This is a genomic window from Pseudoduganella sp. R-31, from assembly GCF_049913235.1.
Classification (GTDB): Bacteria; Pseudomonadota; Gammaproteobacteria; order Burkholderiales; family Burkholderiaceae_D; genus Rugamonas.
Genome location: NZ_CP183986.1, coordinates 2,966,604 through 2,988,122, shown reverse-complemented (window position 1 = coordinate 2,988,122; position 21,519 = coordinate 2,966,604). Strand labels below are relative to the sequence as shown.

The following is a 21,519-nucleotide window of genomic DNA, read 5'->3' as shown; positions in this document are numbered from 1 at the left end:
TGATATCAAATCGATAACTAGCATGACTTACCTCAATGCCGCCGTTCCAGAGGCCCTGCTCGGCACGGCCCAAACCAACCGGCTGTTACGCCTTTCCTTCCCGCATGAGGATGGTCCGCGCGCGCTCATGCTGGCCAACCGGCTGGATGCCGAGGAAGGCTTGTCGCGCGACTTCCGCTTCACCGTAGAAGTGCTGTCCAATGACGCCAGCATACCCCTCACGGACGTACAAGGACGCATGGTAACCATATCGCTGGTGCGCGAAGACGGCAGCCTGCGCTACTTCAACGGCTACGTATTCGAATTCCAGTTCGTGAAGACCGACGGCGGCCACGCTTTCTACCGCATGCAATTGGCGCCATGGATATCCTACCTGCGGCTCCGGCGCGACTATTACCTTTTCCACAGCAAGACGGTCCAGCAACAGACCACCGACATCTTCAATGATTACCCGGTCGCGGACTGGCAAGCGCGCATCCATGGCGAAGACGCCGGGATGACCGATGCCTGCCAGGCAGCGGAAAGCGATTACAACTACCTTCACCGCCGCTGGGAAGAACGCGGTTGGCACTACTGGTATGAGCACCGTGCAGACGGCCATACCCTGGTGCTGGCCGACGACACGACCCGCGCCGACGCCATCGATGGCGAATCGCCAGAGATTCCTTTCCAGCGCGAAGCCGGGGCGCAGGAAGACGACGCCATCGGCGACTGGTCGCCGGTGCGACGCATCGTGCCCGGCAAAGTCGCGCTGGCCAGCTTCGACTTCAAGAACCCCCGCCCTGAGATGACCAACCTGCCCGTGCTCAACGACCAGGGCAAGGTGCACCAAGTCGAAACTTACGACTACACGGGCGCGTATGGATTCATGGCCGGCGACGACGGCGACGCACAAGCCCGCAGGCGCACCGAAGAAATCGAAGCCGGTGCCAAGCATTTCGAAGCCGGCGGCAACGACCGCACTGCGCAACCCGGCCGCTGGTTCCGCCTGACCGGGCACTTCGACAGCCAGGACAGCGAGTTCATGATCCTGGAAGTGCGGCACAGTGCCAGCAATAACTACCAGACCGGCGCCCTCGCCCCAGCGCACTACAGCAACTCGCTGACCTGCATCGGCAGGAACGTTCCATGGCGCCCGGGACGCGGCTTCAACAGCGAAGCTCCCAAGCTCTATGGCCTGCAGACAGCTACCGTGGTTGGCCCGGCCGGCGACGAAATCCATACCGACGAGTATGGCCGCGTGCGCGTGCAGTTCCATTGGGACCGAGTGGGCCAGTATGACGAAAAGAGTTCCGCCTGGGTGCGGGTCGCCACTGCATGGTCCGGCCCGAATTTCGGCATGACGTCGATCCCGCGCATTGGTACCGAGGTGATCGTCCAGTTCCTCGATGGGAACCCCGACCGTCCCCTGATTACAGGCATGGTGCCCAACGCGCAAACCATGCCGCCGTGGACACTGCCGGACAACAAGACGCAAAGCGGCATCCTGTCGCGCTCCACGCCGGGCGGTGGCTACGACAATGCGAACGCGATCCGCTTCGAGGACAAGAAAGGCGCCGAACAGCTTTGGCTGCACGCCGAAAAGGACCAGTTGACCGAAGTCGAACACGATGAGGACAAGTGGGTCGGCAACGACCGCCGCAAAACCATCGACCACGACGAGACCAGCCACATCAAGCACGACCGCACGGAAACCGTTGACAACAACGAAACCATCACCGTGCACAACGACCGCAAGGAACGCGTCGATCATAACGAAACAATCAGCATCGGCGACAACCGTACCGAGGACGTTGGAAAGAACGAGACCATCGACATCGGCGGCACGCGCAATGTCACCATCGGCCACATGAAAATTGAAACCGTGGGATTGGCAAAGATCGTCACCATCGGCGGCGCATACCAGACTTCGGTCGGAGCGGCCATGAACACCACCGTGGCCCTGATGCAGGCCGAGGAAGTGGGCTTGTCGAAAACGGTGATGGTCGGCCAGAAGATCTCCTACACCGCAGGCGACGAGTTCCGTATTGAGGTTGGCGCCAGCACCTTCGTCATGAAAAAGGACGGTCGCATCGAGATTTCGGGCAAGGAAATCATCATTCGCGGCTCGAAGAAAGTCGAATTGCATGGCGACGACGTCGACACCAATCCGGTAGGTTGAACGTGGAGCTCCCGGCAATCCCGAGCCTGCGCTTCGACAACCGCACCGGGTTCGACGCGCTGCATTTCGATACTCTCGACCAGAATGGCGCGCTCTTCCATGTGATCGCCGCCAAGACGGCTTACGCGCTTGGCCCCTGCGATGAGCAAGGCCGCGCTCAACTGATCGCCCTTGAGGAGCCGGCGCCCTTGCACGTGACCGATGTTCATCACGAGGACGATATCGAGCAGAGCGTTCGTTACGAAAGCGACCTGGCGCCATTCAAGCCGCTGTGCGACATCGTCGTGGTTGGCGACGCGCACGCGCCAGCCGGCGCTGAAGCGTGCGCCTTCGAGGTATCGCTGCGAGTCCAGCGCCCTGGCCAGCCGTCGCCGCTGCCGGAACGCCCGCAGCCGCTCAATCCGATGATGCGCCTGTCGCACGACGTCGAGCAGGACTGGCTGCAGCGCGTGGCCGCCGCGCAGAACGCCGTCACGCCCGGCGAGGTCCTGGTCGACAAGACCCTGCGGGTTACCGGCGAACGCCGCGTATACCGCAACGCCGCTCCGGAGCGCTGGCTGAAATCCACCTTGCGCGCGTGCTCGCTCGGCATGGCGGATGCTGTTCCCTGGCGCCTGAGCACGGCCAGCGCCCCCGCACGCACCCCGTTGCGCTACGAATTAGCCTATGGCGGCGATTGCCGGATTGAAGCCGGCAGCGTTGACGCCGGCCGGGTTCCCGCCAAGCACAGGCTCTCAACAGAACAACGCCAAGCGTATCCGGACCCGGCAATGGCTCCGGAGGCGCATGACAGCTGCCAGCAAAATCCACTTGGCCGTGGCTTCGCCCCCAACTGGTACCTGGAGGCCAGCCGCACCGAATCCTTGCCTGCGCCGCGCATCGAATATTCTGACCAGGCTTTTACCGCCAGCGGGTTCTGGCAAATGGCGGGCGGCGGCAAGCCGCAAGCGCCGGCTGGAATGGGCTATGTTGGCCGGGGTTGGCTTCCGCGCCGGGAGCTGATAGGCCAGGTCGACATGAAAACCAGCTGGAAAGACGACGAGGTTCCCCTGCTGCCCAAGGATTTCGATTTCCGCTACTGGAACGGCGCCCCGGCCGACCAGCAATGCCCATACATCGAAGGCGGCGAGCAGTTCCATCTCACCAACCTGTGCGCTGCAAATGCTCCCTACGCCCGCGTTGACGACCAAGGCAACAGCACACTCTCCTTCACGATGCCGAAAGAATCCCTGTTCCTGCTTGGGGTCGACGCCGATTCGGCCATCGCCGCCATGCCGATGCTCATCGACACGGTGGTGGTCGACCTCGACGCCGGCCAAGTTGAATTGACCTGGCGCATCGCCATCTCCGCCGCCGACGACTTCCAGGAAGTACGACTGCACCATGCCAACACGCCGCAAGCGCTGGAGCGCCTGAATGCCTGGCACGCCGAAACCGAAACGCAAAGCGTCTAAGATTCCATGGCTCACGAAACCGTCACCAAGTCCAAACGCTTTTACTGCGTCAGCCTCACTCCGGATATCTGCAAAACTCCGGTAGGCAATTCCGTCGTACCCATCCCATACACGATTACCGGGGAGTTCAAGGACGCCAAGGACGTATCCCGCTCGGTGAAGACGCAAAGCGCCCCGGTCTTCCTGCATAACAAAAGCGTGATCCCCAGCGTCAAAGGCGACGAACGCGGTACGCTGGGTGGCGTCAAAAGCGGCACCTACCTCAAAACGGTTGAATCGAAAGACTACAGCTCCACCAAAGGCGCCAACGGCACGCAGACCATCCAGGAGTCGCGCATTGTCTGGATGAACAACCGCAACACCATCGGCCGGATCTACGAACGCGGTGTGCAAGCGGCGCGCACGCGCTTGCAAAACCTTGGAAGAGCGGCAAGCGAAACACTGCACGACGCGGCCCAAGGCTACAAGGACAACGTATCGGACAGCCTGCACCAGTTCGGCAAGGACGCGATGGACAAAGGCGGCGACATCGCCATGGGCAGTGCCGCCGTGGGTGTAGGCGGACTTGCAGTCGGCGCCACCGGCGTCGGGCTGCCCGTCGCCGCGGCGATGGAAACGACGGCGGCAGCCGGCGGCGTAACCGCCGGCGCAGTGACAGCGACTGGCTATGCTGCCGACACCTCGGCCACGGTACTGGACCAGGCGGCCGACTATATCCTCACCGGCAAAACGCCGGATATCGTGACCGCAGCAACCGGCATGGCCTATAGCGCTGCAGAAAACCTGGTATTCAAGAAGGTCGCCAAGGTCGGCAGTTTCCTGAAGAAGCTCATGCCGACGAAGAAAGCCAAGCCTGGCTCGACACCACCGGCGCAGCCCAAACCCCAGTCCAAGGCAACCGGCGGCGCCGGCAAGGACGGCCACGACGGCGGCAAGACCAAGCAGGTCAAGGAACCCAAGTCCGACAAGCCATCCGACTGCTGTCCCAAGGACGGCGCACCGGGCGGCAAATCCGTCAAGAGCAGCCACCCCGTACACTTCGGCACCGGCGAAGAAATCCTGCCGCAAACGGACTTCGTCCTGGAAGGACCGACGCCACTGGCCTGGACCCGCACCTACCGTTCCGGCTCGGAGACCGAAGATTGGGGCCTGCTGGGCGCACGCTGGAGCACGCCCTACACCAGCAGCATCTCCATTTGCGCGAAAGGCATCGTCTATCACGAGGCCAGCGGCCGCGCGATCAGGCTGCCAGCGCTGGACATCGGCCAGGAGCACGACCACCGCGGCGAAGGCTTCACCCTGCGGCGCGACAGCGACCAGCAAGTCACCCTGACCTGGCGCGACGGCGCCACCGATACCTTCAGCGCAGGTCCTGACGGATGGCTGCCGCACGGCTACGATGGCGTCAACGCCATGCTCGCGCCCCGCTCCCCCATTCGCACGCAACGCTACTACCTCACTCGCCGCGCCGAACGCGATGGCAGCGGCATCACCATCGAGCGCAATCATGCAGCCCGGCCAGGCGAAGTCCTTCTCCGCGTGCGCACCGACGACGGCCTGACGATCGAAGCACTGCGGGACACTTACCTGCCGGTCGAATCCGGCCCCGAGCCGCAGTTCGCCGCGCCGCGCATCGGCAGCATCGAACAAGTGCTGCCGGACGGCACCCGTCTGTGCCATGTGCGCTACCGCTACGAAGCCGACCTGCCCGACCTGGTCACGGCAACTGCGCCAGCGGGCTCCTTCGAAGCGCTGCCGCTACGCTGCAACCTGGTTGAGCAAAGCAATATCGCCGACCAGTCGCGCAGCTATACGTACAAACATCATTTGCTGGTGCATTACACCACCTACTCCGGCTTCGCCCATGGCCTGGGATGGGTCAGCCTCGCCTTCCTGCGCGAGCGCTGGGCCGGCAATGCCCTCGACGACGCGCAACTGTCCGAGCGTTGCGCTATCACAGTTGGCAACAGCTACCAGGCCCGCGCCGTCCGCACCACGACGGCCGACGGCCGCGATGAAGTCCAGATCGCGTACATCGACGCCGACACCACCCGCGTCACCGAGCCCGATGGCGGTGTGCTGGAATACCAGTTCAACTCACAATGGCTGGCCACCAGCGTGCACCGCATCGGCCCGGACGGCAGCCCCCGCTCACTGGGACGGCGCGAATGGGACCGCGACGGCATGCTGTTGGCCGACATCGATGCCGACGGCAACGACAGCCGCTATAGCTACGACAGCGCAGGCAACCTCATTTCGATCACTGACGCGCAGCAGAATGTAACCAGAATCGAATACGATGCGCACAACCAGCCGATCGCCGTAACGGACGCGCTGGGCTACACCACGCGCACCGCTTATGACGGCGCAGGCCGAATTGCCGAGCGCACCGATGCCTTGGGCCGCCGCAGCGCCTATGACTATGACGCGAAAGGCCGCCTGTCCATCGTGACAGATGCACGCGGCGGCAACAAGCGCCTGTCGTACGACGCTGCTGGCCGCCTTGCTTCATACACCGACTGTTCGAACTTCACTACTCGCTACAACTACGACTCGAATGGACGCCTGAGCGAATACATCGACGCCATTGGCAACACCACCCGTTACCAATACAACCAAGTCGGTCAGATGACGTCGATCATCTACCCCGACGGCACAACTGAAAGCTTCGCTTACGATGCAGACGGCAACCTGGTTACTCATACCGATGCAAAAGGACAGCGCACGCGCTACCACTTCGACGGACACGGCGCGCTGGTCCAGAAGATCGATGCGAAAGAACAGGTTCTGCGCTACAAGTACGACAAGGCGCTGAGGCTCGTTGAGCTTATCAACGGCAATGGCGACTCCTACCTGTTCAACTACGACGCCGAGAGTCGTCTGGTCAGCGAAACTGGTTTCGACGGCAAGGTCACCACCTTTACGTACAGCCCCGCCGGCAGTCTCCTGGCCAGCAACAGTGCAGGCATCACCACCGATTTCGCTCGCGACGCACTAGGCCGATTGCTCGCAAAAAGCAGCCCAGACGGCGCAGTACGTTACGCCTATGACGCGCTTGGCCGCCTCACCGCCGCAGCCACGTCCCAAGCCGAACATCGCTTCGTCTACGACGCAGCAGGCCAGCTCGTAGAAGAACGCATGGCCTACTCGCCAGGTCCGGTACGTCTGCCTGGCGAACCCCAAGAATACGTCGCTGCATTCACAATGACCCATGCCTATGACGAACTAGGCAACCATATCCAGACCGTCCTGCCCAACGGCCGACGGGTTGACACCCTAAGGTATGGCAGCGGCCACTGGCACGGCACCCTGTGGCAAGGCAAATCACTGGTCGATCTGGAGCGGGATCATTTGCACCGCGAGACGCAGCGCCAGCTAGGTGGAGGTAAGGAACGCCTCACCGAACGCCGCAGTTACGATCCGCAGTCGCGACTGAATTCCTTCACTCTCGACAAAGGAGCGCAGCGCCTGCGCGAACGCCGCTACGAATATGATGCAGCAAGCAACCTGGTACATATTAATGACACGTTCGGCGGCAACATTCGCTACACCTACGATCCGCTGGGCCAATTGCTGTTCGCAGTCCAGCCCGACTTGACAGAAATGTTCGCCTTCGACCCGGCTGGCAACCTTCTCGATCCCGAAGCTGCGGCAAAGTCCATCAGCACCCGACAGATTCTGCGTGATCTGGACGATCAACCCGCCCCCAGCACAAACGCACCGCGCCTGGCAAAAGTCACGCATAACCTGCTGTGCCAGTACATGGGTTATGCCTATGACTATGATGTGCAGGGTAACACCATCGCCAAACGCGCCCGCTTAGCTAAAGTTGCAAATGACGAGGGCAACCTCGAGTTCGAATATGACTCGGCAAATCGTTTGACCACCGCTACGCGCACGTTTGCAAACTCGCGGCAGGTCGCGCGCTACAGCTACGACGCCTTTGGACGACGCATAGCCAAACGGGTCCAAGAGCAGCAGTGGCCAGTTGGACACGCCTCGCCTTCCGTCGGGCTCGAACATAAGGGCAAATTAACGCTCTTCGTATGGGATGGCGACACGTTGGCACAAGAAATCTCTGCGGACAATACGATCACCTATCTTTACGAACCAGACACCTTTTTACCCATCGCCCAAATCGAATCCAGCGGCGGAATCGAAACGTGTCCAGCGAACGAAATGATTTTGTGGCAGGGGAATTTCTGGGAGCAATTATCCCTCACGCACGACGCAGGTGCCCATGTCGAGTCTTGGCACTCCCAACGGCAAGCGGTCTTCGACCAGCACCACAGAACACAGTGGACGCAGCGGCTTGCGCTCGCTGAAGAACACGCGTTAAAGGATCACATACTGTACTACCAATGCGACCATGTCGGAATGCCGCTTGAGCTGCGTAATGAGCTTGGAGAAATTGTATGGGCGGCGCGCCATCGTGCGTTTGGGAGCATATTCCGGCAATCAAGGGGCGCTGCAATTCAACCGCTGCGCTTCCAAGGCCAATATGAGGACTCTGAGACCGGACTGTTTTACACAAGACATCGCTATTACGATCCAGCCATCGGGCGCTTCATTAGCCAAGATCCAATTCGATTGGCGGGCGGGCTTAATCCCTATGCTTATGGATTAAATCCGGTGAGTTGGACCGATCCTCTCGGTTTAAAATCGGAATGGCAGACGAATTGGGAAGCAGTGCATGGACCGCTTCCTAACGGGTTCCAAGTCCACCACATTATTCCGAAGAGCAAATCCTCCGTTGCAGCGGTGAAGAAACTATGTCCGAATTTTGACGTTCATAGTGAATCCAACTTAATTGCGCTGCCCACAGATTCCTCGATCACGGTGCCGCCGGGAAGGGGATTCGGAAAGACCACCCACAAAGGTTATCATTCCGGCTATAGTGAGGCCGCCGAGAAGGCTATGGCAGTTGCGGCCCGCTTTAAGAAGAGTGGAGTAACCAATTGTGAAAAATTGCGAGTTATTCAATCAGCTTTACGGTCCCAGTTGGAGAGCGGTGGCCAAACAATGTACGGGAATCAGCATCCAAATGGAGTACCTGGAGTAATGATGGATTGGGTAAATAGTATTCGAAACCATGTGAGGTCCAAATGAACATTGGCTGGAATGAACTTACGATAATTGCAAAGCCGCTATTTGATTTTTTATCTCGCGATAATTTTTATCAAGCTGCTTATTCCGGGCCCAGCGTTGGAAAACTTATTGTGAACGATCCGGCAGTTGCGATCGATTTTATTTCGGACGATTCTGGGGACCGTTTCGACGATTGGGAATCTGTTACCGATGGCTCCGAGGAATTTTCCGAAGATTTCGAGTGGAAGAGTTGGATTGTTCACAATTTAAGGAAAAACAATTATTTCGATCTATCAATGAAAAATTTCAACGGCGCAGATGTAAAGTTAACCGATTCTGGAGTTTGCTTAATTAATGAATTGATGCACCGGGACGTCAAAATTTTGCTGAACTGTTATGCAAATGACTTTTTCCCAAGAATCTGGTCTGAGATATTGGAGGTTTATCTAAACGATGGTTTCCCCTGCGGTTGGAATGGCAGGTACCCATCAGGCGATTTGGTAGTATTTTCAAATAGTTGAAGCATCACCTATTTCCGCCTTGGATCGCCCTCTGTTTAGCGTAACGGAGAGGAAACGTTCTTTATGATTCCACAGAAAGTAAAAGACTATTTGGCAAAAGATGGGGGTGATGTTCTGAGGCAGAACAAGCAAGGAGCACTTCGTACGCTCAGCCAGTTAGGCGTCGATCCAAATTCCGAATTCGGAGAATTCTACTTGGAATATCAAGGTGCATTCATCAGTCCGCGTCCTATTGCCGAGTTGTTGGACATAGACGACTCTGCATTCCCGCAATCCCCGATCAAACCGACTATTCGCAGGATCGATATCAACTGCCGGAAAAGTTCTTAGCATTGACGTTATGAGCGGAGAAATTCCAGCACGATGGGAGTCTTTCAACAGTTTCCTCGCATGGTATTTTGACAGTACAGATCCCGCAGCTTTTGAGTAAGCTTTGGAACTTCCTCTTTCGGCGCAACTGAGGGGAAAAGATGCAGGCAATATCCTGAGGCAGAACAATCAAGGGCACTTTATGCGCCAGTCGTGATAGTAATGTCCATCCACCATATTACGGAAGAGCTATACTTTGGGTAGACAACTATTAATTACTTCGCCAACGCTAGACGTCGTCGAACCCCGCATTGGAGGACCAGCATTAATAGGTGGGATTGTAAATTGGCCTGTAAGTGCAAGAGGCAATCCATTAATTCTGGTTGCATCATTACCAAATAGCTTCATTTCAAATGCTACCGGGCTTCGACTTGCACCTGATCTTTACACCTCTGTCTTTTCGTATTATTCGGAGGTAGATTATTTTCTCGATGAAATCACTTACCACGGTACTCGGGAAGAGCTTGAATGCTTGCGGCGCGGCGGCACGAAAGTACTCCAGCATCGTCCCGGCTCCTGCGTAGCTCAATCCGTTGGCATTCCACCTCATACGCTCGAACTGGGCGAATTTTGTTCAGATGACAATGATTGCGGATCGAGAATCGGTGCCGCCCCAAATTTGCTTCAAGATGAATTTCTTGGTTTGCAAGATATGTCCTTTGTTCTTCAATTAAGAAGCTCAGACTTTCCTGAAAAGTTTAATGGTATATTTGGAATTCTTGATGCATTGGGGTATCTGTATCTGCGGCAAATGTGTGATTCACCTGAAAGCGGCCTGTTCTTTATCCAAACCACTTAGACGGCCCATTTATTTAAAGTTCTAAGATTTTGCCTCTATGGATTTCGATTGCGCAATTAAGAAAATCAGAACCCAGATCAAATATGGTCGTGTAGTGGATGCAGGTCGCTCGCTCTATTCGCTACTTGAACAGTATCAAGGAACCGAGCAGGAAGCTCTATTGCTGGCGATCCTTGCACTTGAATTGTGTTATCAAACAGGCGCTTATTCGGAAGCAATCCCGTTGCTCGAACGTCTTTTGCAACTTGACATTTCAATTGAGGTCAGAAATCGGGCTCTTGGCACCTTATATGTCTGCAAGAAAAAGATAAGCATCGTCACCATTGACGCCAGCTTGGACAATGTCGAGCTGGAGGCCCTCATGAATCTGGTTCGTAAGGGCCACATTTTTGATTTTGGCGCACATCCTAATGGCTTACGCAATAGCATATTTACCAACGACGTCGAGCAAGCGCAGTGGCTGGCCTGGCATCAAGGAATTGAAGAGCCATTTAAATCCTGGAACGGATTGAGGGCTCATGCAGCACGCCAGCTGTATTCGCACTGCCGGGAAAAAGGGATAGAAACAAAGTCCTTTGATAAGTGCATTGCATCCCAAATCGTTGAAATCTGCGAGCAAAACATAGCTGGCGAGATGATGCACTTCTTTGACGATGTCTATGGTGACCTGATACAGATCGCGAAGGCTAAACTTGTAGGTTTCGAACCGGACTTGTATAAAAAGATGTGGAGAGCTTACAAAAACGGCTTCTTTCCCTGTGGATGGAAAGGCGAATTTCCGAACGGGAAGCTGTGCATCTTCTTTCCAGACCCGGTCTCCCATTAACTATAATATTGAATCCGATGCCAGAGCTGCATTTGAAAAAGATCGTCAGGCGGAAGACATCGTCTTTGCAAGCTCTATAAGCGACTGGTCATAGCGAGATAGTTCAATTAATCATGAAGAAAAATTGGAGTGAAGTCCGACTTGCCGCAGGCCAACTGCTCGACTTCTTAAGCCGGCCTACTTTCTTTGACCAACCTTACACTGGAGACTTAAAAACTCATCGGGTAATTTTTGACATATCAGAAGCTGTCGCGCGCTTCACGGATGACTCTGGCGAACGGTTCGAAGACTGGCAGGACCTGCTGGAGTCGGTCACGCCGGCTTGGCCGGAAATGCCTCGTGAAATTGAAAGAAGAACCATAGAGCTTCTTGACCAGATGACAAGCAAGCTGTATCCCAGCGCACTTAACGAAACCCTGATCAACAATATGCAGGGCGATGTTGCCAGGTTACTCCATTGCCATGCCTACGGCGACGTGCATCAACTGTGGAAAGCAGTACAACAAGCCTATCTTGACGGAGGAATGCCTTGCGGCTGGGAGGGCCGCTATCCTGAAGGACGAATGGTAGTATTTTCAGCAGTCCACCTGGACCACGAACAAGAGGCCAATACGGAAATCCAGCCTTACTAAGGCAACATTTTCTTTGCCGCCGAGTCGTTCGCCAACTTCCTGTACAGGCTTCAGCAAAAGCACATTCTTCGCTATAGCCCTTTCACCTTCTGGTAACCGGTGCGGCTCACAGGAATCTTTCGCCCGTCTTTCAGCACGGCGCAATGGCTATCCTTGGTGGCCTGCTCGATGCGCTCGATGCGCTCGACATTGACGATCCACGAACGATGTAGCCGCACGAAACGGGTCTGGTCGAGTTGTTCCTCGAGCTCGGACAGCCGCTGGTTCTTCAGGTATGGCTTGCCCTCGGCCAGGATCTCGACGTAATCGTCCTGCGCTTCGATGGTGTCGATGCGCTCGGCGGCAATCACGTGCACGCGAGAGCCGTCACGAATCAGCACACGTTCCAGCGGGCCGTTGCGGGTCGCCGCCTCGGTCGCCATCTGCGCCACTGGCGGACGCTCGCTACCGAGGCGAGTGCGCACATGCGCCACGGCCTGGTCCAGCCTTTCCTGCGGATAGGGCTTGAGCAGGTAATCGATCGCATGGACCTCAAACGCCTTCAGCGCGTACTGGTCATAGGCCGTGGCGAACACATAGTGCGGTTTGCTGCCCGCTAGTTCCACCACTTCAAAGCCATCGAGCTTTGGCATCTGGATATCGAGGAACACGACATCCGGCTCCAGTTCGGCAATCGCCTTGACGGCTTCGAAGCCGTTGCCGCATTCGGCGACCACTTCCACGTCAGCGTGGGCCCGCAGGTATTCCCGCATGACGCCGCGGGCTAATTCTTCATCATCGACAATGATGACGCGCATGGTTCAGGACTCCTTCGTCTCGGCGGGCAGCGTCAGGGCTACCCGGTATTTATTGTTTTCGTGCCTGCAGTGCAGGCTGGCCTGGTGGCCATAGGCCGCCGCCAACCGCTCCCGCACGTTGACCAGGCCAATGCCATTGCCCTTGCGGGGCGGCGTGTCCGGGTCAGTATCGTTTTCGACTTCAACCTTCAACAGCGAGCCTTCGCGGCGGGCGTCGATGCGCACTGTGCCGCCTTCCGGCATGCCGCCGATGCCGTGCTTGACCGCGTTTTCCACCAGCGGCTGCAGGATCATCGGCGGCAGCAGGCATGGCAGCGCGGCTTCATCCACTTCCTGCTGCACGCCAAGACGCGCGCCGAAGCGCACTTTTTCGATCGCCAGGAAGTGGCCGATCAGGCGCACCTCCTCTTCCAGCGTGATCTTGCCCTGCGCCTCAATCCCCAGGCTCTGGCGGAAGAAGTCCGACAGTCGCTGCGTCATGTCGCGGGCCCGCTTGGCGTCGATCGAGGTCAACGCGCTGATCGAGTTCAGGCTGTTGAACAGGAAGTGCGGGTCGATCTGGGTGCGCAGCATGCGCAATTCCGCATCGCGCGCCAGCAGCTTTGATTCCAGTTCGCGCTGCTCAGCCTGGCGGGCCCGGACAAACTCGCTGACCAGGTAATTCAGGCTCGCCAGCAGGCCGTACATCAGGACACCGAGCGAAAACAGCAAGGCCGTCAACTGGGGCCGGATCGCAATGCCTTCGGCGCCGAACGATTCCGCCCCAACGTTCCAGAGGCGCATCAGGAACACCCACAGGAAGCCGGCCCAGACGGCTGCGGTCAGCATCGACACCAGGATCACCGACGGGCTGCGCTCGCGCAACGGATTGGCCTTGCACATGTAGTAGGCCGAAAACCCGGCGCCAACCGAAAACAGCAGGGTCACCGGCACCGCAAACAACATGGCGCGCAGCCATGGTTCGTCGCCCAGTTGGGCCACAGCCCCGCCTAGTCCGATCCCCAGCAGCAGCCATACCGTCAGGTACAGCAGCACGCCGCTGCGACTGGTCAACACGCGCGGCATCAGTTGCGGATTTCCAGGCCGCCCATGATCACGGTGCCGCGGATGACCAGGCGCTTGCTGTTGTCCTTCGGCTCCATGGTCTTTTCCTCAAAGCCGCCCAGGATCGGCGTGCCTTCCAGCTCCACCGTCCAGTCGGCCGGCACCTTGATCGAGATGCCCCCCATCAAGGCGAACACATTGAGTACGGCAACGCCGTTCAGCGACGCAGTGCGCATATCGAGGTCGATGCCGCCCATGATGCTGGTCAGGTCGCCGCCACGGAAGTCCTGGGTGGTCACCTTGCGCTGGAACCCGCCGAGAACGGCCGTCAATTCCAGTACGCGCTCACTGGTTTCGCCTTCCGACACGCCGAACAGCGACGTATCGTCGGCAAAGCCGCTGGCGACAGAGCTTTCACTGTCCGGCTGCCTGCGGCGCTTGCTGGCACGGAACACCATCATCAGGCCCAGGCCGATAATTCCGATCGGGAAGATGACCTTCCAGCTGATGTAGATCAGGCCGAGGCCTTTCAGCAGCGACAGCGCGCCGAAGCCGATCATGAAGATCCCTGCCACTGCTGCCCCGCTGCCGCGCCGCGGCGCTTGCGCCAGGGTCGAGGCGCCGACCACCATCAGGATGAAGGGCCAGAAGTGCACCCGCATGTCGAGGTCGATCCAGCCCAGGTTATCGATCAGGAACAGGAAGCCGGCCAGGATGACGGCGGCGCCAATCAGCATCTGGGATGCGGTATTACGTTCGCGATGGCTGCGGTTGCGCATTATTGGTTCTCCTCTTTATTGGCGCTGTATTTAATCACAACTGGCTGCACCAGCAGGCAGATTCCTGCAATGATGACCAGGATGGGCCAGCTGTTGTGGAAAGTCAGGCCCCAGATATGCTCGAACGACATGTAGAACCAGCCGGCGAAGGCGATATGGCACAGGCCATCCACCACATGCTTCGGCGTGGTCGGCGGGATCAGTTTGACGGCGCCGAAAGCCATGGCCAGGAAAGGCCAGTAACGCCACAGCTGGCCAATTGGCGGAATGTCGATATCGGTCAGGAACAGCACGCCGACGGCGATCACGATCAGGCCCCAAAGCAGCTGGCTGCGCGATTGCATTTCTTTGCTCATTTCTTGCTCCCCGTTGATTGGATGGATGAACGATACCGGGGAGCGAATGGCGGCGAAACGGCTTTTCGGCGAACGGCGGCGGCGGCTCGGTGAATGGCGAAAATTTCAGCGAACGGCGAAAAAAAACCCGCCAGCCGGCGGGTCATATGGCAGTACGGGGGTCTAGCGCCCTGTTTCCATCTTCGGCTCGAACAGCATCAAGCCCCAGCCCAGCTGGCGGCGAATCTCCTCTGGCGATGGAGGTGGCTTGACGGCTTGAGAACGGCGTTCGAGGTACTCCCTTACCACGTACTTGGATGGGTGGTTGGTCTGGGTCATGATAGGCCTCCGTATTCTGTTTGTGGGCCGGGGTGCCTTGCTATGGAAGGAACCGGCCAGGATGTCTGGTAGATGAGCGCTGGGCGCTTCGATCACGCTTCCATCTTATTTCCCGCCCCGCTAGCACACGGTGCGTTTGCTCACAATTCCCCCGTCAGTTCGGCTCTTGTTGCTGTCGGAATCGGCCTACGAAATGTGGTTTGCAAGTCATGCGGCCTCGAGCACGCAAAAATTTTTCCCTTGACGTTTTACGGCGCTTTTCCCGTGCCCCGCGAACGTCGTCGAGCTCTGTGCGCTTGAAAACATACACACTTCACTAATGAACTAATTGGCGGAGGGGGTGGGCTATATTGATCGTCGTTGGCAAGCAGGAAAGGTTATGTTTTCAGCAGGCCACTGACGATATAACCAGGCAATCTCTTGCGCGCTGACAAACCGCTTCACCTTCACAACAACACTATCTCAAGGGGTATTAACATGAAGAAAGCGTTTCTTAGCAAGGTAGCCGGAACACTGATGCTATCGGCCGGGCTGTTTGCCAGCTCGGGCGCCATGGCACAGACAACGTTGACCTTTGATGCTGCGGGCAATGCCATCTTTGGCGCACTGCACGCAACAGCCGGGGACTATATCGACACCTATCTGTTCTCAGTCGACACCAACGCCACGTATGCCAGCGGTAACGTGGTGGTCGGCAAGACCTGGATCGATGGTTCCCGCCTGGCAAACTATGGCATCACGGGTATCCAGTTCTTCAAAGTGGAAGCCGACAGCAGCCAAACCGCCCTGGCAACGACCTTCGACACTTCGTCCGGTATCGAGTTCTTCCCGATCGATGCCCTGATGTCGGGCAATTATGGCTTCACGGTCACTGGCAGCACCGCCATCGCAGGTCTGGGCGGTTCCTATGCCGGTAACCTGGGCCTGGCAGCTCCAATTCCGGAACCTGCTACCTATGCGATGCTGCTGGTAGGCGTTGGCCTGCTGGGCCTGGCTTCCCGTCGCAAGTCCAACGACAAGCTGGGCTAAGCCGCAACCACTCCCCCCGTGGAAACCCGCTGCGGCGGGTTTTTCATTGCTTCTTCTTCCCGGCTTCTGGCACCGGTTTCGAATCGGCGACGCCAACTTCCCTGGTGGCCGCCACCTGTGCCACATATGGCCCGGGATCGACGCATGCGGGCAACGCTGCCGTTGGCTTGCCGCCGCTGCCTTTGGTTTTGAAATAATAGGCAGCAACGCGATCCTGCGCCTGGCAAAGCTTGAAGGCGGCTACCTTGTCGGTCCAGGCTTGCTTGTCCTTGGCCGCAGCAGCGGCGGCCTTCTGCTCTTCAGTGGGCGCGGCGAGCTTGGCTTGCACGGCAGTGCAGGCGGCCAGCAGGACCAGTGCGTATATGGGCTTGTTCATGGCTGGTTCCTCCTCAGATGGTCTTGGGGGCAGGCGGCGGCACCGCTTCGCCGTCGTGTTCGGGGGCGCGTACGCGCGGCACCTTGCCGTCCACTACTTCCTGGTACCAGATGTCGTGGTGTTCGCGCGCCCACGCATCGTCCACATAGCCCTCGCGCATGGCTTTGTATGCCCCTTCCATCCCGACGGTGCCCAGGTAAATATGGCCGAGCGCCAAGCCCATCATCAGCACCGTGGCTGTGATGTGCAGCAGGTTTGCGCCCTGCATCATGAAGCGCGTGTATTCGAGGTTGGGCACTAGTTTGTCGAGCACGAAGCCGGAGCCGCTGGCAGCCAGGCCGAGCAAGGTGACGCCGCCCCAGAACCAGAGCTTTTCGCCGGCGTTGAAGCGTCCGGCGGGAGCATGCCCTTGTCCGAACATGCCGCCCAGCCGGGCCAGCCATTTGAGGTCCGCCACGATAGGGAAATTGTCCTTCACGAACAGGATGAAGGTGACGATGATCGCGACCGTGAATAGCGGGCCGACGAAGTTGTGGATGGTTTTCAGGGCGTAGGTCAGGTAGCCGAACAGGCTGTGGCCGATGATGGGCATCAGCACGAATTTCCCGAACATCATGCACAGGCCGGAGACAGCCAGCACGACGAAGGTGATGGCGGTGGTCCAGTGCACGAAGCGCTCGGTTGGCGTAAAGCGCTGGATCTTGCGGCCGGTTGGCGGCGCATGCACCTTGATCGGGCCTTTGGCGAAGTACATCACGGCGATCGCGGCGAGCACACCCAAAATCAGCCAGCCGCCAATGCTGATCATCGGCCCATTGCGGAAGCGGCGCCAGGCCTCGCCGGCCGTCGTTGCCACGGGCTGGCCGGGGAGCTGGGCCTTGGGTTGGATCAGTACGCCGGATTCGGGATAAGGCAGGCTGCTGTAATGCGCTTCGCCGGCCACTACCTTGCGCCACACCGGCGCGTTGTTGCCAGGCTGGTCGCGCGTGCGTTCGGCCGGGTCCTGCTTGAGGATGTCCAGCGATTCGACGCGCGGCGCCGCGTTGGGGGCGCTGGCTGCATTTGCGGCGGCGCCCTGCTGGCGAATCGCGGGGGCATCCGCCGCGAGGGACGTGCCGGCGGCGAGTGCCACGGCCAGCATTGCCAACCATCGTTTCATGGCAAACCTCCCTACCGGTTGGTCTTCACATACTCATTCTGCAGCTGCCCGCGTTCGCGCACCTGCTTGTCCCAGGACGCCTTTTCGCCCGGCGTCCATCCCTTGGCCACCTGCGCCGTGCTGGCGCCCTTGTATGCCGGATCGTCACCGCGATTCACCGCACTGCCCTGCTTCGACTGCGAGACCTCGCCGCAGGCCGCCAGCGCCAGCAGCGCTACCAGATAGAGCTTCATGGTTTCGCCTCCGGTTTGCCGTAAGCCGTGCCCCAGCCCCAGACCTCGCTGCCCTTGCCGCGCGTGACAACGCGGGTACGGAAGATGTCCGCCACCACGTCGCCATCGCCGCCCAGCAGCGCCTTGGTCGAACACATCTCCGCGCAGGCCGGCAGCTTACCCTCGGCCAGCCTGTTGCGGCCGTACTTCTCGAATTCCGCTTGCGAGCCGTTCTCCTCCGGGCCGCCCGCGCAGAAGGTGCACTTGTCCATCTTGCCGCGCAGGCCGAAGGTCCCGTTGGAGGGGAACTGCGGCGCCCCGAACGGGCAGGCATAGGAGCAGTAGCCGCAGCCGATGCAGGCATCCTTGTTATGCAGGACCACGCCTTCCTCGGTACGGTAGAAGCAATCGACCGGGCACACCGCCATGCAAGGCGCGTCCGAGCAATGCATGCACGCCACCGATACCGACTTTTCCTGCCCGATGATGCCGTCGTTGATGGTCACTACCCGGCGCCGATTTACGCCCCAGGGCACCTCGTGCTCGTTCTTGCACGCCGTCGCACAGGCGTTGCATTCGATGCAGCGCTCCGTGTCGCAAATGAATTTCATCCGTGCCATGGCAATCTCCTCAGCCCGCGAAGCGTTCGATATTGCAGATCGTCGTCTTGGTCTCCTGCATCATGGTGACCGAGTCGTAGCCGTAGGTGGTGGCCGTGTTGACCGCCTCCCCGCGCACGATCGGCGCTGCGCCTTCCGGGTAGTATTCCAGCATGTCCTTGCCCTGCCACCAGCCCGAGAAATGGAAGGGAATGAAGGCCGTGTCCACGCCCACGCGCTGCGTCACCAGCGCCCGCACCTTGATGCGCGCACCAGTCGGCGTCGACACGATCACGTAGTCGCCATTGCGAATGCCGCGGTCCGACGCAGCCTTCGGATTGATTTCGACAAAGTTCTCCTGCTGCAGTTCGGCCAGCCAGGGATTGGAACGTGTTTCCTCCCCGCCGCCTTCGTATTCCACCAGCCGCCCGGAGGTCAGGATGATCGGGAATCTCTTCGCCAGGCCATCGTCGACCGCCTTCTGCTGCACGGTCTTGTACAGCGTCGGCATACGCCAGAAGGCTTTCTTGTCGTCGTGGGTCGGATACTTGGCGACCAGGTCCGGCCGGGTGCCGAACAGCGGTTCGCGATGCAGCGGCACCGGATCGGGGAAGTTCCACACCACGGCACGCGCCTTGGCATTGCCGAAGGGGTGCACGCCATGCACCTTCAGGCATACGCGCTGGATGCCGCCGGACAGGTCAGTCTTCCAGTTTTTCCCCTCCGCCGCCAGCTTTTCGGCATCGGTCAGCTCGTCCCACCAGCCCAGTTTTTTCATCAGCACGTGGTCGAATTCGGGATAGCCGGTCGTAATGTCGGCTCCCTTGGAGAACGAGCCATCCTCCGCCAGCAGGTTGACGCCGTCGCGCTCCACGCCGAAATTGGCGCGGAAGTTGCCGCCGCCATCCATCACATGCTGGCTGTTGTCATACAGGTTGGCCGAACCAGGATGCTTGAGTTCCGGCGTGCCGTAGCACGGCCATGGCAGGCCGAAATAGTCGCCCGTCAGGTCGTACCCTGTCTCCGCATCCTTGCCGCCTTTGCAGCGCAAGGTCTTCACGTCGAACATGTGCATATTGCGCATGTGCGCCTTCAGGCGTTCCGGCGACTGGCCGGTGTAGCCTATGGTCCAGCTGCCGCGGTTGATCTCCCGCAGCATCGATTCCGGCTCGGGCTCCATCATATTGCCCTTGCCCGGCACAAGCTTCAGCTTCGCCACCAGTTGCTTGCCAAAGCCGAGCTTTTCGGCCAGCTGGTACATGATCATGTGGTCGGTGCGCGATTCGAACAGCGGTTCGATCACCTTTTCGCGCCACTGCACCGAACGGTTGGATGCAGTGACGGAGCCGGAGGTTTCAAACTGCGTGGCCGCCGGTAGCAGGTAGACGGCGCGGTTCGGGTTGACCTCCTGTCCTTCCACTTTCATCGCGGCCATGGCAGCCGTCGCGGACGGATACGGATCGATCACTACCAGCATTTCCAGCTTGTCCATCGCCTTCTTCATTTCCAGCCCGCGCGTTTGCGAGTTTGGCGCGTGGCCCCAGAAGAAGACCGCCTTCACATTGCTGTCCTGGTCGATCAGCTCGTTTTTCTCGAGGACCGCGTCGACCCAGCGCGATACCGTCGTTCCGGACTTTTCCATCATGGCCTGCGAGGCGAACTGGCTCTTGACCCATTCGTAATCCACGCCCCAGACGGCGCACCAGTGCTTCCATGCGCCTGCGGCGAGGCCGTAGTACGCGGGCAGCGAATCGGGATTCGGGCCGACATCTGTCGCACCTTGCACGTTATCGTGGCCACGGAAGATATTGGTCCCGCCGCCGCTCTTGCCGACATTCCCCAACGCGAGCTGGAGGATGCAGGAAGCGCGCACGATCGCGTTGCCGATCGAGTGCTGGGTCTGGCCCATGCACCAGACCACGGTGGAAGGACGATTCTTTGCCATCGTCTCCGCTGCCTGCAACACCTGGGCTTCCGGTACGCCGCAGGCTTCTTCCACCTTGTCCGGCGTCCACTTGGCCACTTCTTCGCGCACCTTGTCCATGCCGTAGACGCGGGCGGCAATGTATTCCTTGTCTTCCCAGCCGTTCTTGAAGATATGCCACAGCATCCCGTACAGGAAGGGAATGTCGGAGCCGGAACGGATGCGGATGTACTGGTCCGACTTGGCCGCCGTGCGCGTGTAGCGCGGGTCGACCACGATCATCTTGCAGCCGTTTTCCTTCGAGTGCAGCATGTGCAGCATCGACACCGGGTGCGCTTCCGCCGCGTTGGAGCCGATATACATGGCCGCCCTGGCGTTCTGCATGTCGTTGTAGCTGTTGGTCATGGCGCCGTAGCCCCAGGTATTCGCGACGCCTGCCACGGTAGTCGAGTGGCAGATGCGCGCCTGGTGGTCACAGTTATTGGTGCCAAAGAAGGAGACGAATTTGCGCAGCAAAGCTGACTGCTCGTTATTGTGTTTCGACGAGCCGACGAAGAATACGGAATCCGGGCCATCCTTCTTTTTCATGTCCAGAAGCTTGGCTGAGATTTCCTGCAAGGCCTGGTCCCAGCTGATGCGCTGGTATTTGCCGTTGACCAGCTTCATCGGATATTTCAGGCGGTACTCGCCGTGGCCATGTTCGCGCAACGCGGCGCCCTTGGCGCAATGCGCACCCAGGTTGATCGGCGAGTCGAACACTGGCTCCTGCCGAATCCAGATGCCGTTCTCCACCACCGCATCGACCGCGCAGCCCACCGAGCAGTGGCTGCAGACCGTGCGCCGCACAACCTGCTTGCTACCGCTATCAACAGCGGCAGGATCTTTTGCCTGCGCCTTGCGCATCAGCGAAAGCTGCGATGCGGCCAACCCGACGCCGACGCCGATGCCGGAGCGTTTCAGGAACGCGCGCCGGTCCATCGTTGGCAAGGCCCGCGCCAGGCTGCCTTCCAGGCTGGATGCGAAACGGCCAGACGCGCGAGGGCCGGCAGGCCCTTTACGTGTAAGGAGCGTCATGT

19 protein-coding genes are annotated in these 21,519 nt (G+C 59.0%); 9 read left to right on the top strand and 10 right to left on the bottom strand.

The genetic code is table 11. The annotated features are described in order from the left end of the window. Positions 1 to 22 precede the first annotated feature (22 nt). From ACN9MY_RS13730 to ACN9MY_RS13695, 8 genes are all read left to right on the top strand, one after another. Positions 23 to 2,161, top strand: a complete 2,139-nt coding sequence (locus ACN9MY_RS13730) for a type VI secretion system Vgr family protein (protein WP_426171413.1) — start codon at positions 23 to 25, stop codon at positions 2,159 to 2,161. Positions 2,162 to 2,163: 2 nt separating this feature from the next. Continuing rightward, the gene (locus tag ACN9MY_RS13725; protein WP_426323021.1) at positions 2,164 to 3,615 is read left to right on the top strand and encodes a DUF2169 family type VI secretion system accessory protein; all 1,452 of its coding nucleotides are present in this window, start codon (positions 2,164 to 2,166) and stop codon (positions 3,613 to 3,615) included. Positions 3,616 to 3,621: 6 nt separating this feature from the next. Then, positions 3,622 to 8,724 (top strand): RHS repeat-associated core domain-containing protein, encoded by a 5,103-nt coding sequence (locus ACN9MY_RS13720; RefSeq protein WP_426337476.1) that lies wholly within the window; start codon positions 3,622 to 3,624, stop codon positions 8,722 to 8,724. Then, positions 8,721 to 9,224, top strand: a complete 504-nt coding sequence (locus ACN9MY_RS13715; RefSeq protein WP_426337475.1) for a hypothetical protein — start codon at positions 8,721 to 8,723, stop codon at positions 9,222 to 9,224. Before ACN9MY_RS13720 ends, ACN9MY_RS13715 begins: the two co-directional genes overlap by 4 nt. Positions 9,225 to 9,287: 63 nt before the next feature. Further along, positions 9,288 to 9,554 carry a hypothetical protein gene (locus tag ACN9MY_RS13710; RefSeq protein ID WP_426337474.1) on the top strand — a complete coding sequence of 89 codons (267 nt, stop codon included), beginning with the start codon at positions 9,288 to 9,290 and terminating at the stop codon, positions 9,552 to 9,554. Positions 9,555 to 9,789: 235 nt separating this feature from the next. Continuing rightward, entirely contained in the window at positions 9,790 to 10,392 is a 603-nt protein-coding gene (locus ACN9MY_RS13705) for a hypothetical protein (protein ID WP_426337473.1), read from the top strand. Between the two features lie 37 nt (positions 10,393 to 10,429). Beyond that, positions 10,430 to 11,218, top strand: coding sequence for a hypothetical protein (locus tag ACN9MY_RS13700; RefSeq protein WP_426337472.1), 789 nt, complete (start codon positions 10,430 to 10,432; stop codon positions 11,216 to 11,218). Positions 11,219 to 11,331: 113 nt separating this feature from the next. After that, positions 11,332 to 11,850: a hypothetical protein gene (locus ACN9MY_RS13695; protein WP_426337471.1), complete on the top strand. Its 519-nt coding sequence runs from the start codon at positions 11,332 to 11,334 to the stop codon at positions 11,848 to 11,850. 71 nt (positions 11,851 to 11,921) lie between these two features. Here ACN9MY_RS13695 and ACN9MY_RS13690 read toward each other — a convergent pair whose 3' ends face one another. From ACN9MY_RS13690 to ACN9MY_RS13670, 5 genes are all read right to left on the bottom strand, one after another. Continuing rightward, positions 11,922 to 12,647 (bottom strand): LytR/AlgR family response regulator transcription factor, encoded by a 726-nt coding sequence (locus tag ACN9MY_RS13690; RefSeq protein ID WP_426171400.1) that lies wholly within the window; start codon positions 12,645 to 12,647, stop codon positions 11,922 to 11,924. A 3-nt stretch (positions 12,648 to 12,650) separates the two neighbouring features. Continuing rightward, positions 12,651 to 13,712, bottom strand: a complete 1,062-nt coding sequence (locus ACN9MY_RS13685; protein ID WP_426171399.1) for a sensor histidine kinase — start codon at positions 13,710 to 13,712, stop codon at positions 12,651 to 12,653. Then, positions 13,712 to 14,470 (bottom strand): LiaF transmembrane domain-containing protein, encoded by a 759-nt coding sequence (locus ACN9MY_RS13680; protein ID WP_426171397.1) that lies wholly within the window; start codon positions 14,468 to 14,470, stop codon positions 13,712 to 13,714. The genes ACN9MY_RS13685 and ACN9MY_RS13680 overlap by 1 nt, the downstream gene beginning before the upstream one ends. Then, positions 14,470 to 14,826, bottom strand: coding sequence for a LiaF transmembrane domain-containing protein (locus tag ACN9MY_RS13675; protein ID WP_426171395.1), 357 nt, complete (start codon positions 14,824 to 14,826; stop codon positions 14,470 to 14,472). Before ACN9MY_RS13675 ends, ACN9MY_RS13680 begins: the two co-directional genes overlap by 1 nt. Positions 14,827 to 14,988: 162 nt before the next feature. Further along, entirely contained in the window at positions 14,989 to 15,144 is a 156-nt protein-coding gene (locus tag ACN9MY_RS13670) for a hypothetical protein (protein ID WP_426171393.1), read from the bottom strand. A gap of 477 nt (positions 15,145 to 15,621) precedes the next feature. On the opposite strand from ACN9MY_RS13670, the gene ACN9MY_RS13665 reads away from it, so the two are divergent. Further along, positions 15,622 to 16,173 (top strand): FxDxF family PEP-CTERM protein, encoded by a 552-nt coding sequence (locus ACN9MY_RS13665; protein ID WP_426171391.1) that lies wholly within the window; start codon positions 15,622 to 15,624, stop codon positions 16,171 to 16,173. A gap of 43 nt (positions 16,174 to 16,216) precedes the next feature. Here the strand turns inward: ACN9MY_RS13665 and ACN9MY_RS13660 are convergent, their stop codons facing one another. From ACN9MY_RS13660 to ACN9MY_RS13640, 5 genes are read right to left on the bottom strand one after another with little or no spacing between them, the layout of a single operon-like run. After that, the gene (locus tag ACN9MY_RS13660; protein WP_426323013.1) at positions 16,217 to 16,549 is read right to left on the bottom strand and encodes a hypothetical protein; all 333 of its coding nucleotides are present in this window, start codon (positions 16,547 to 16,549) and stop codon (positions 16,217 to 16,219) included. Between the two features lie 13 nt (positions 16,550 to 16,562). Then, a complete protein-coding gene (locus ACN9MY_RS13655) occupies positions 16,563 to 17,708 on the bottom strand; it encodes a formate dehydrogenase subunit gamma (RefSeq protein ID WP_426337470.1) in 1,146 nt (381 codons plus the stop codon). Between the two features lie 11 nt (positions 17,709 to 17,719). Further along, positions 17,720 to 17,941, bottom strand: coding sequence for a hypothetical protein (locus ACN9MY_RS13650; protein WP_426171387.1), 222 nt, complete (start codon positions 17,939 to 17,941; stop codon positions 17,720 to 17,722). Further along, positions 17,938 to 18,540 carry a formate dehydrogenase FDH3 subunit beta gene (fdh3B, locus tag ACN9MY_RS13645; RefSeq protein WP_426171386.1) on the bottom strand — a complete coding sequence of 201 codons (603 nt, stop codon included), beginning with the start codon at positions 18,538 to 18,540 and terminating at the stop codon, positions 17,938 to 17,940. Before fdh3B ends, ACN9MY_RS13650 begins: the two co-directional genes overlap by 4 nt. 10 nt (positions 18,541 to 18,550) lie before the next feature. Then, the gene (locus tag ACN9MY_RS13640) at positions 18,551 to 21,517 is read right to left on the bottom strand and encodes a formate dehydrogenase subunit alpha (RefSeq protein ID WP_426337469.1); all 2,967 of its coding nucleotides are present in this window, start codon (positions 21,515 to 21,517) and stop codon (positions 18,551 to 18,553) included. Positions 21,518 to 21,519: the final 2 nt, after the last annotated feature.

Coding starts and splice junctions, on each gene's coding strand:
- ACN9MY_RS13730 (WP_426171413.1), top strand. CDS start 23: ATGACTTACCTCAATGCCGCCGTTCCAGAGGCCCTGCTCGGCACGGCC.
- ACN9MY_RS13720 (WP_426337476.1), top strand. CDS start 3,622: ATGGCTCACGAAACCGTCACCAAGTCCAAACGCTTTTACTGCGTCAGC.
- ACN9MY_RS13715 (WP_426337475.1), top strand. CDS start 8,721: ATGAACATTGGCTGGAATGAACTTACGATAATTGCAAAGCCGCTATTT.
- ACN9MY_RS13710 (WP_426337474.1), top strand. CDS start 9,288: ATGATTCCACAGAAAGTAAAAGACTATTTGGCAAAAGATGGGGGTGAT.
- ACN9MY_RS13700 (WP_426337472.1), top strand. CDS start 10,430: ATGGATTTCGATTGCGCAATTAAGAAAATCAGAACCCAGATCAAATAT.
- ACN9MY_RS13695 (WP_426337471.1), top strand. CDS start 11,332: ATGAAGAAAAATTGGAGTGAAGTCCGACTTGCCGCAGGCCAACTGCTC.
- ACN9MY_RS13690 (WP_426171400.1), bottom strand. CDS start 12,647: ATGCGCGTCATCATTGTCGATGATGAAGAATTAGCCCGCGGCGTCATG.
- ACN9MY_RS13685 (WP_426171399.1), bottom strand. CDS start 13,712: ATGCCGCGCGTGTTGACCAGTCGCAGCGGCGTGCTGCTGTACCTGACG.
- ACN9MY_RS13680 (WP_426171397.1), bottom strand. CDS start 14,470: ATGCGCAACCGCAGCCATCGCGAACGTAATACCGCATCCCAGATGCTG.
- ACN9MY_RS13675 (WP_426171395.1), bottom strand. CDS start 14,826: ATGAGCAAAGAAATGCAATCGCGCAGCCAGCTGCTTTGGGGCCTGATC.
- ACN9MY_RS13670 (WP_426171393.1), bottom strand. CDS start 15,144: ATGACCCAGACCAACCACCCATCCAAGTACGTGGTAAGGGAGTACCTC.
- ACN9MY_RS13665 (WP_426171391.1), top strand. CDS start 15,622: ATGAAGAAAGCGTTTCTTAGCAAGGTAGCCGGAACACTGATGCTATCG.
- ACN9MY_RS13660 (WP_426323013.1), bottom strand. CDS start 16,549: ATGAACAAGCCCATATACGCACTGGTCCTGCTGGCCGCCTGCACTGCC.
- ACN9MY_RS13655 (WP_426337470.1), bottom strand. CDS start 17,708: ATGAAACGATGGTTGGCAATGCTGGCCGTGGCACTCGCCGCCGGCACG.
- ACN9MY_RS13650 (WP_426171387.1), bottom strand. CDS start 17,941: ATGAAGCTCTATCTGGTAGCGCTGCTGGCGCTGGCGGCCTGCGGCGAG.
- fdh3B (WP_426171386.1), bottom strand. CDS start 18,540: ATGGCACGGATGAAATTCATTTGCGACACGGAGCGCTGCATCGAATGC.
- ACN9MY_RS13640 (WP_426337469.1), bottom strand. CDS start 21,517: ATGACGCTCCTTACACGTAAAGGGCCTGCCGGCCCTCGCGCGTCTGGC.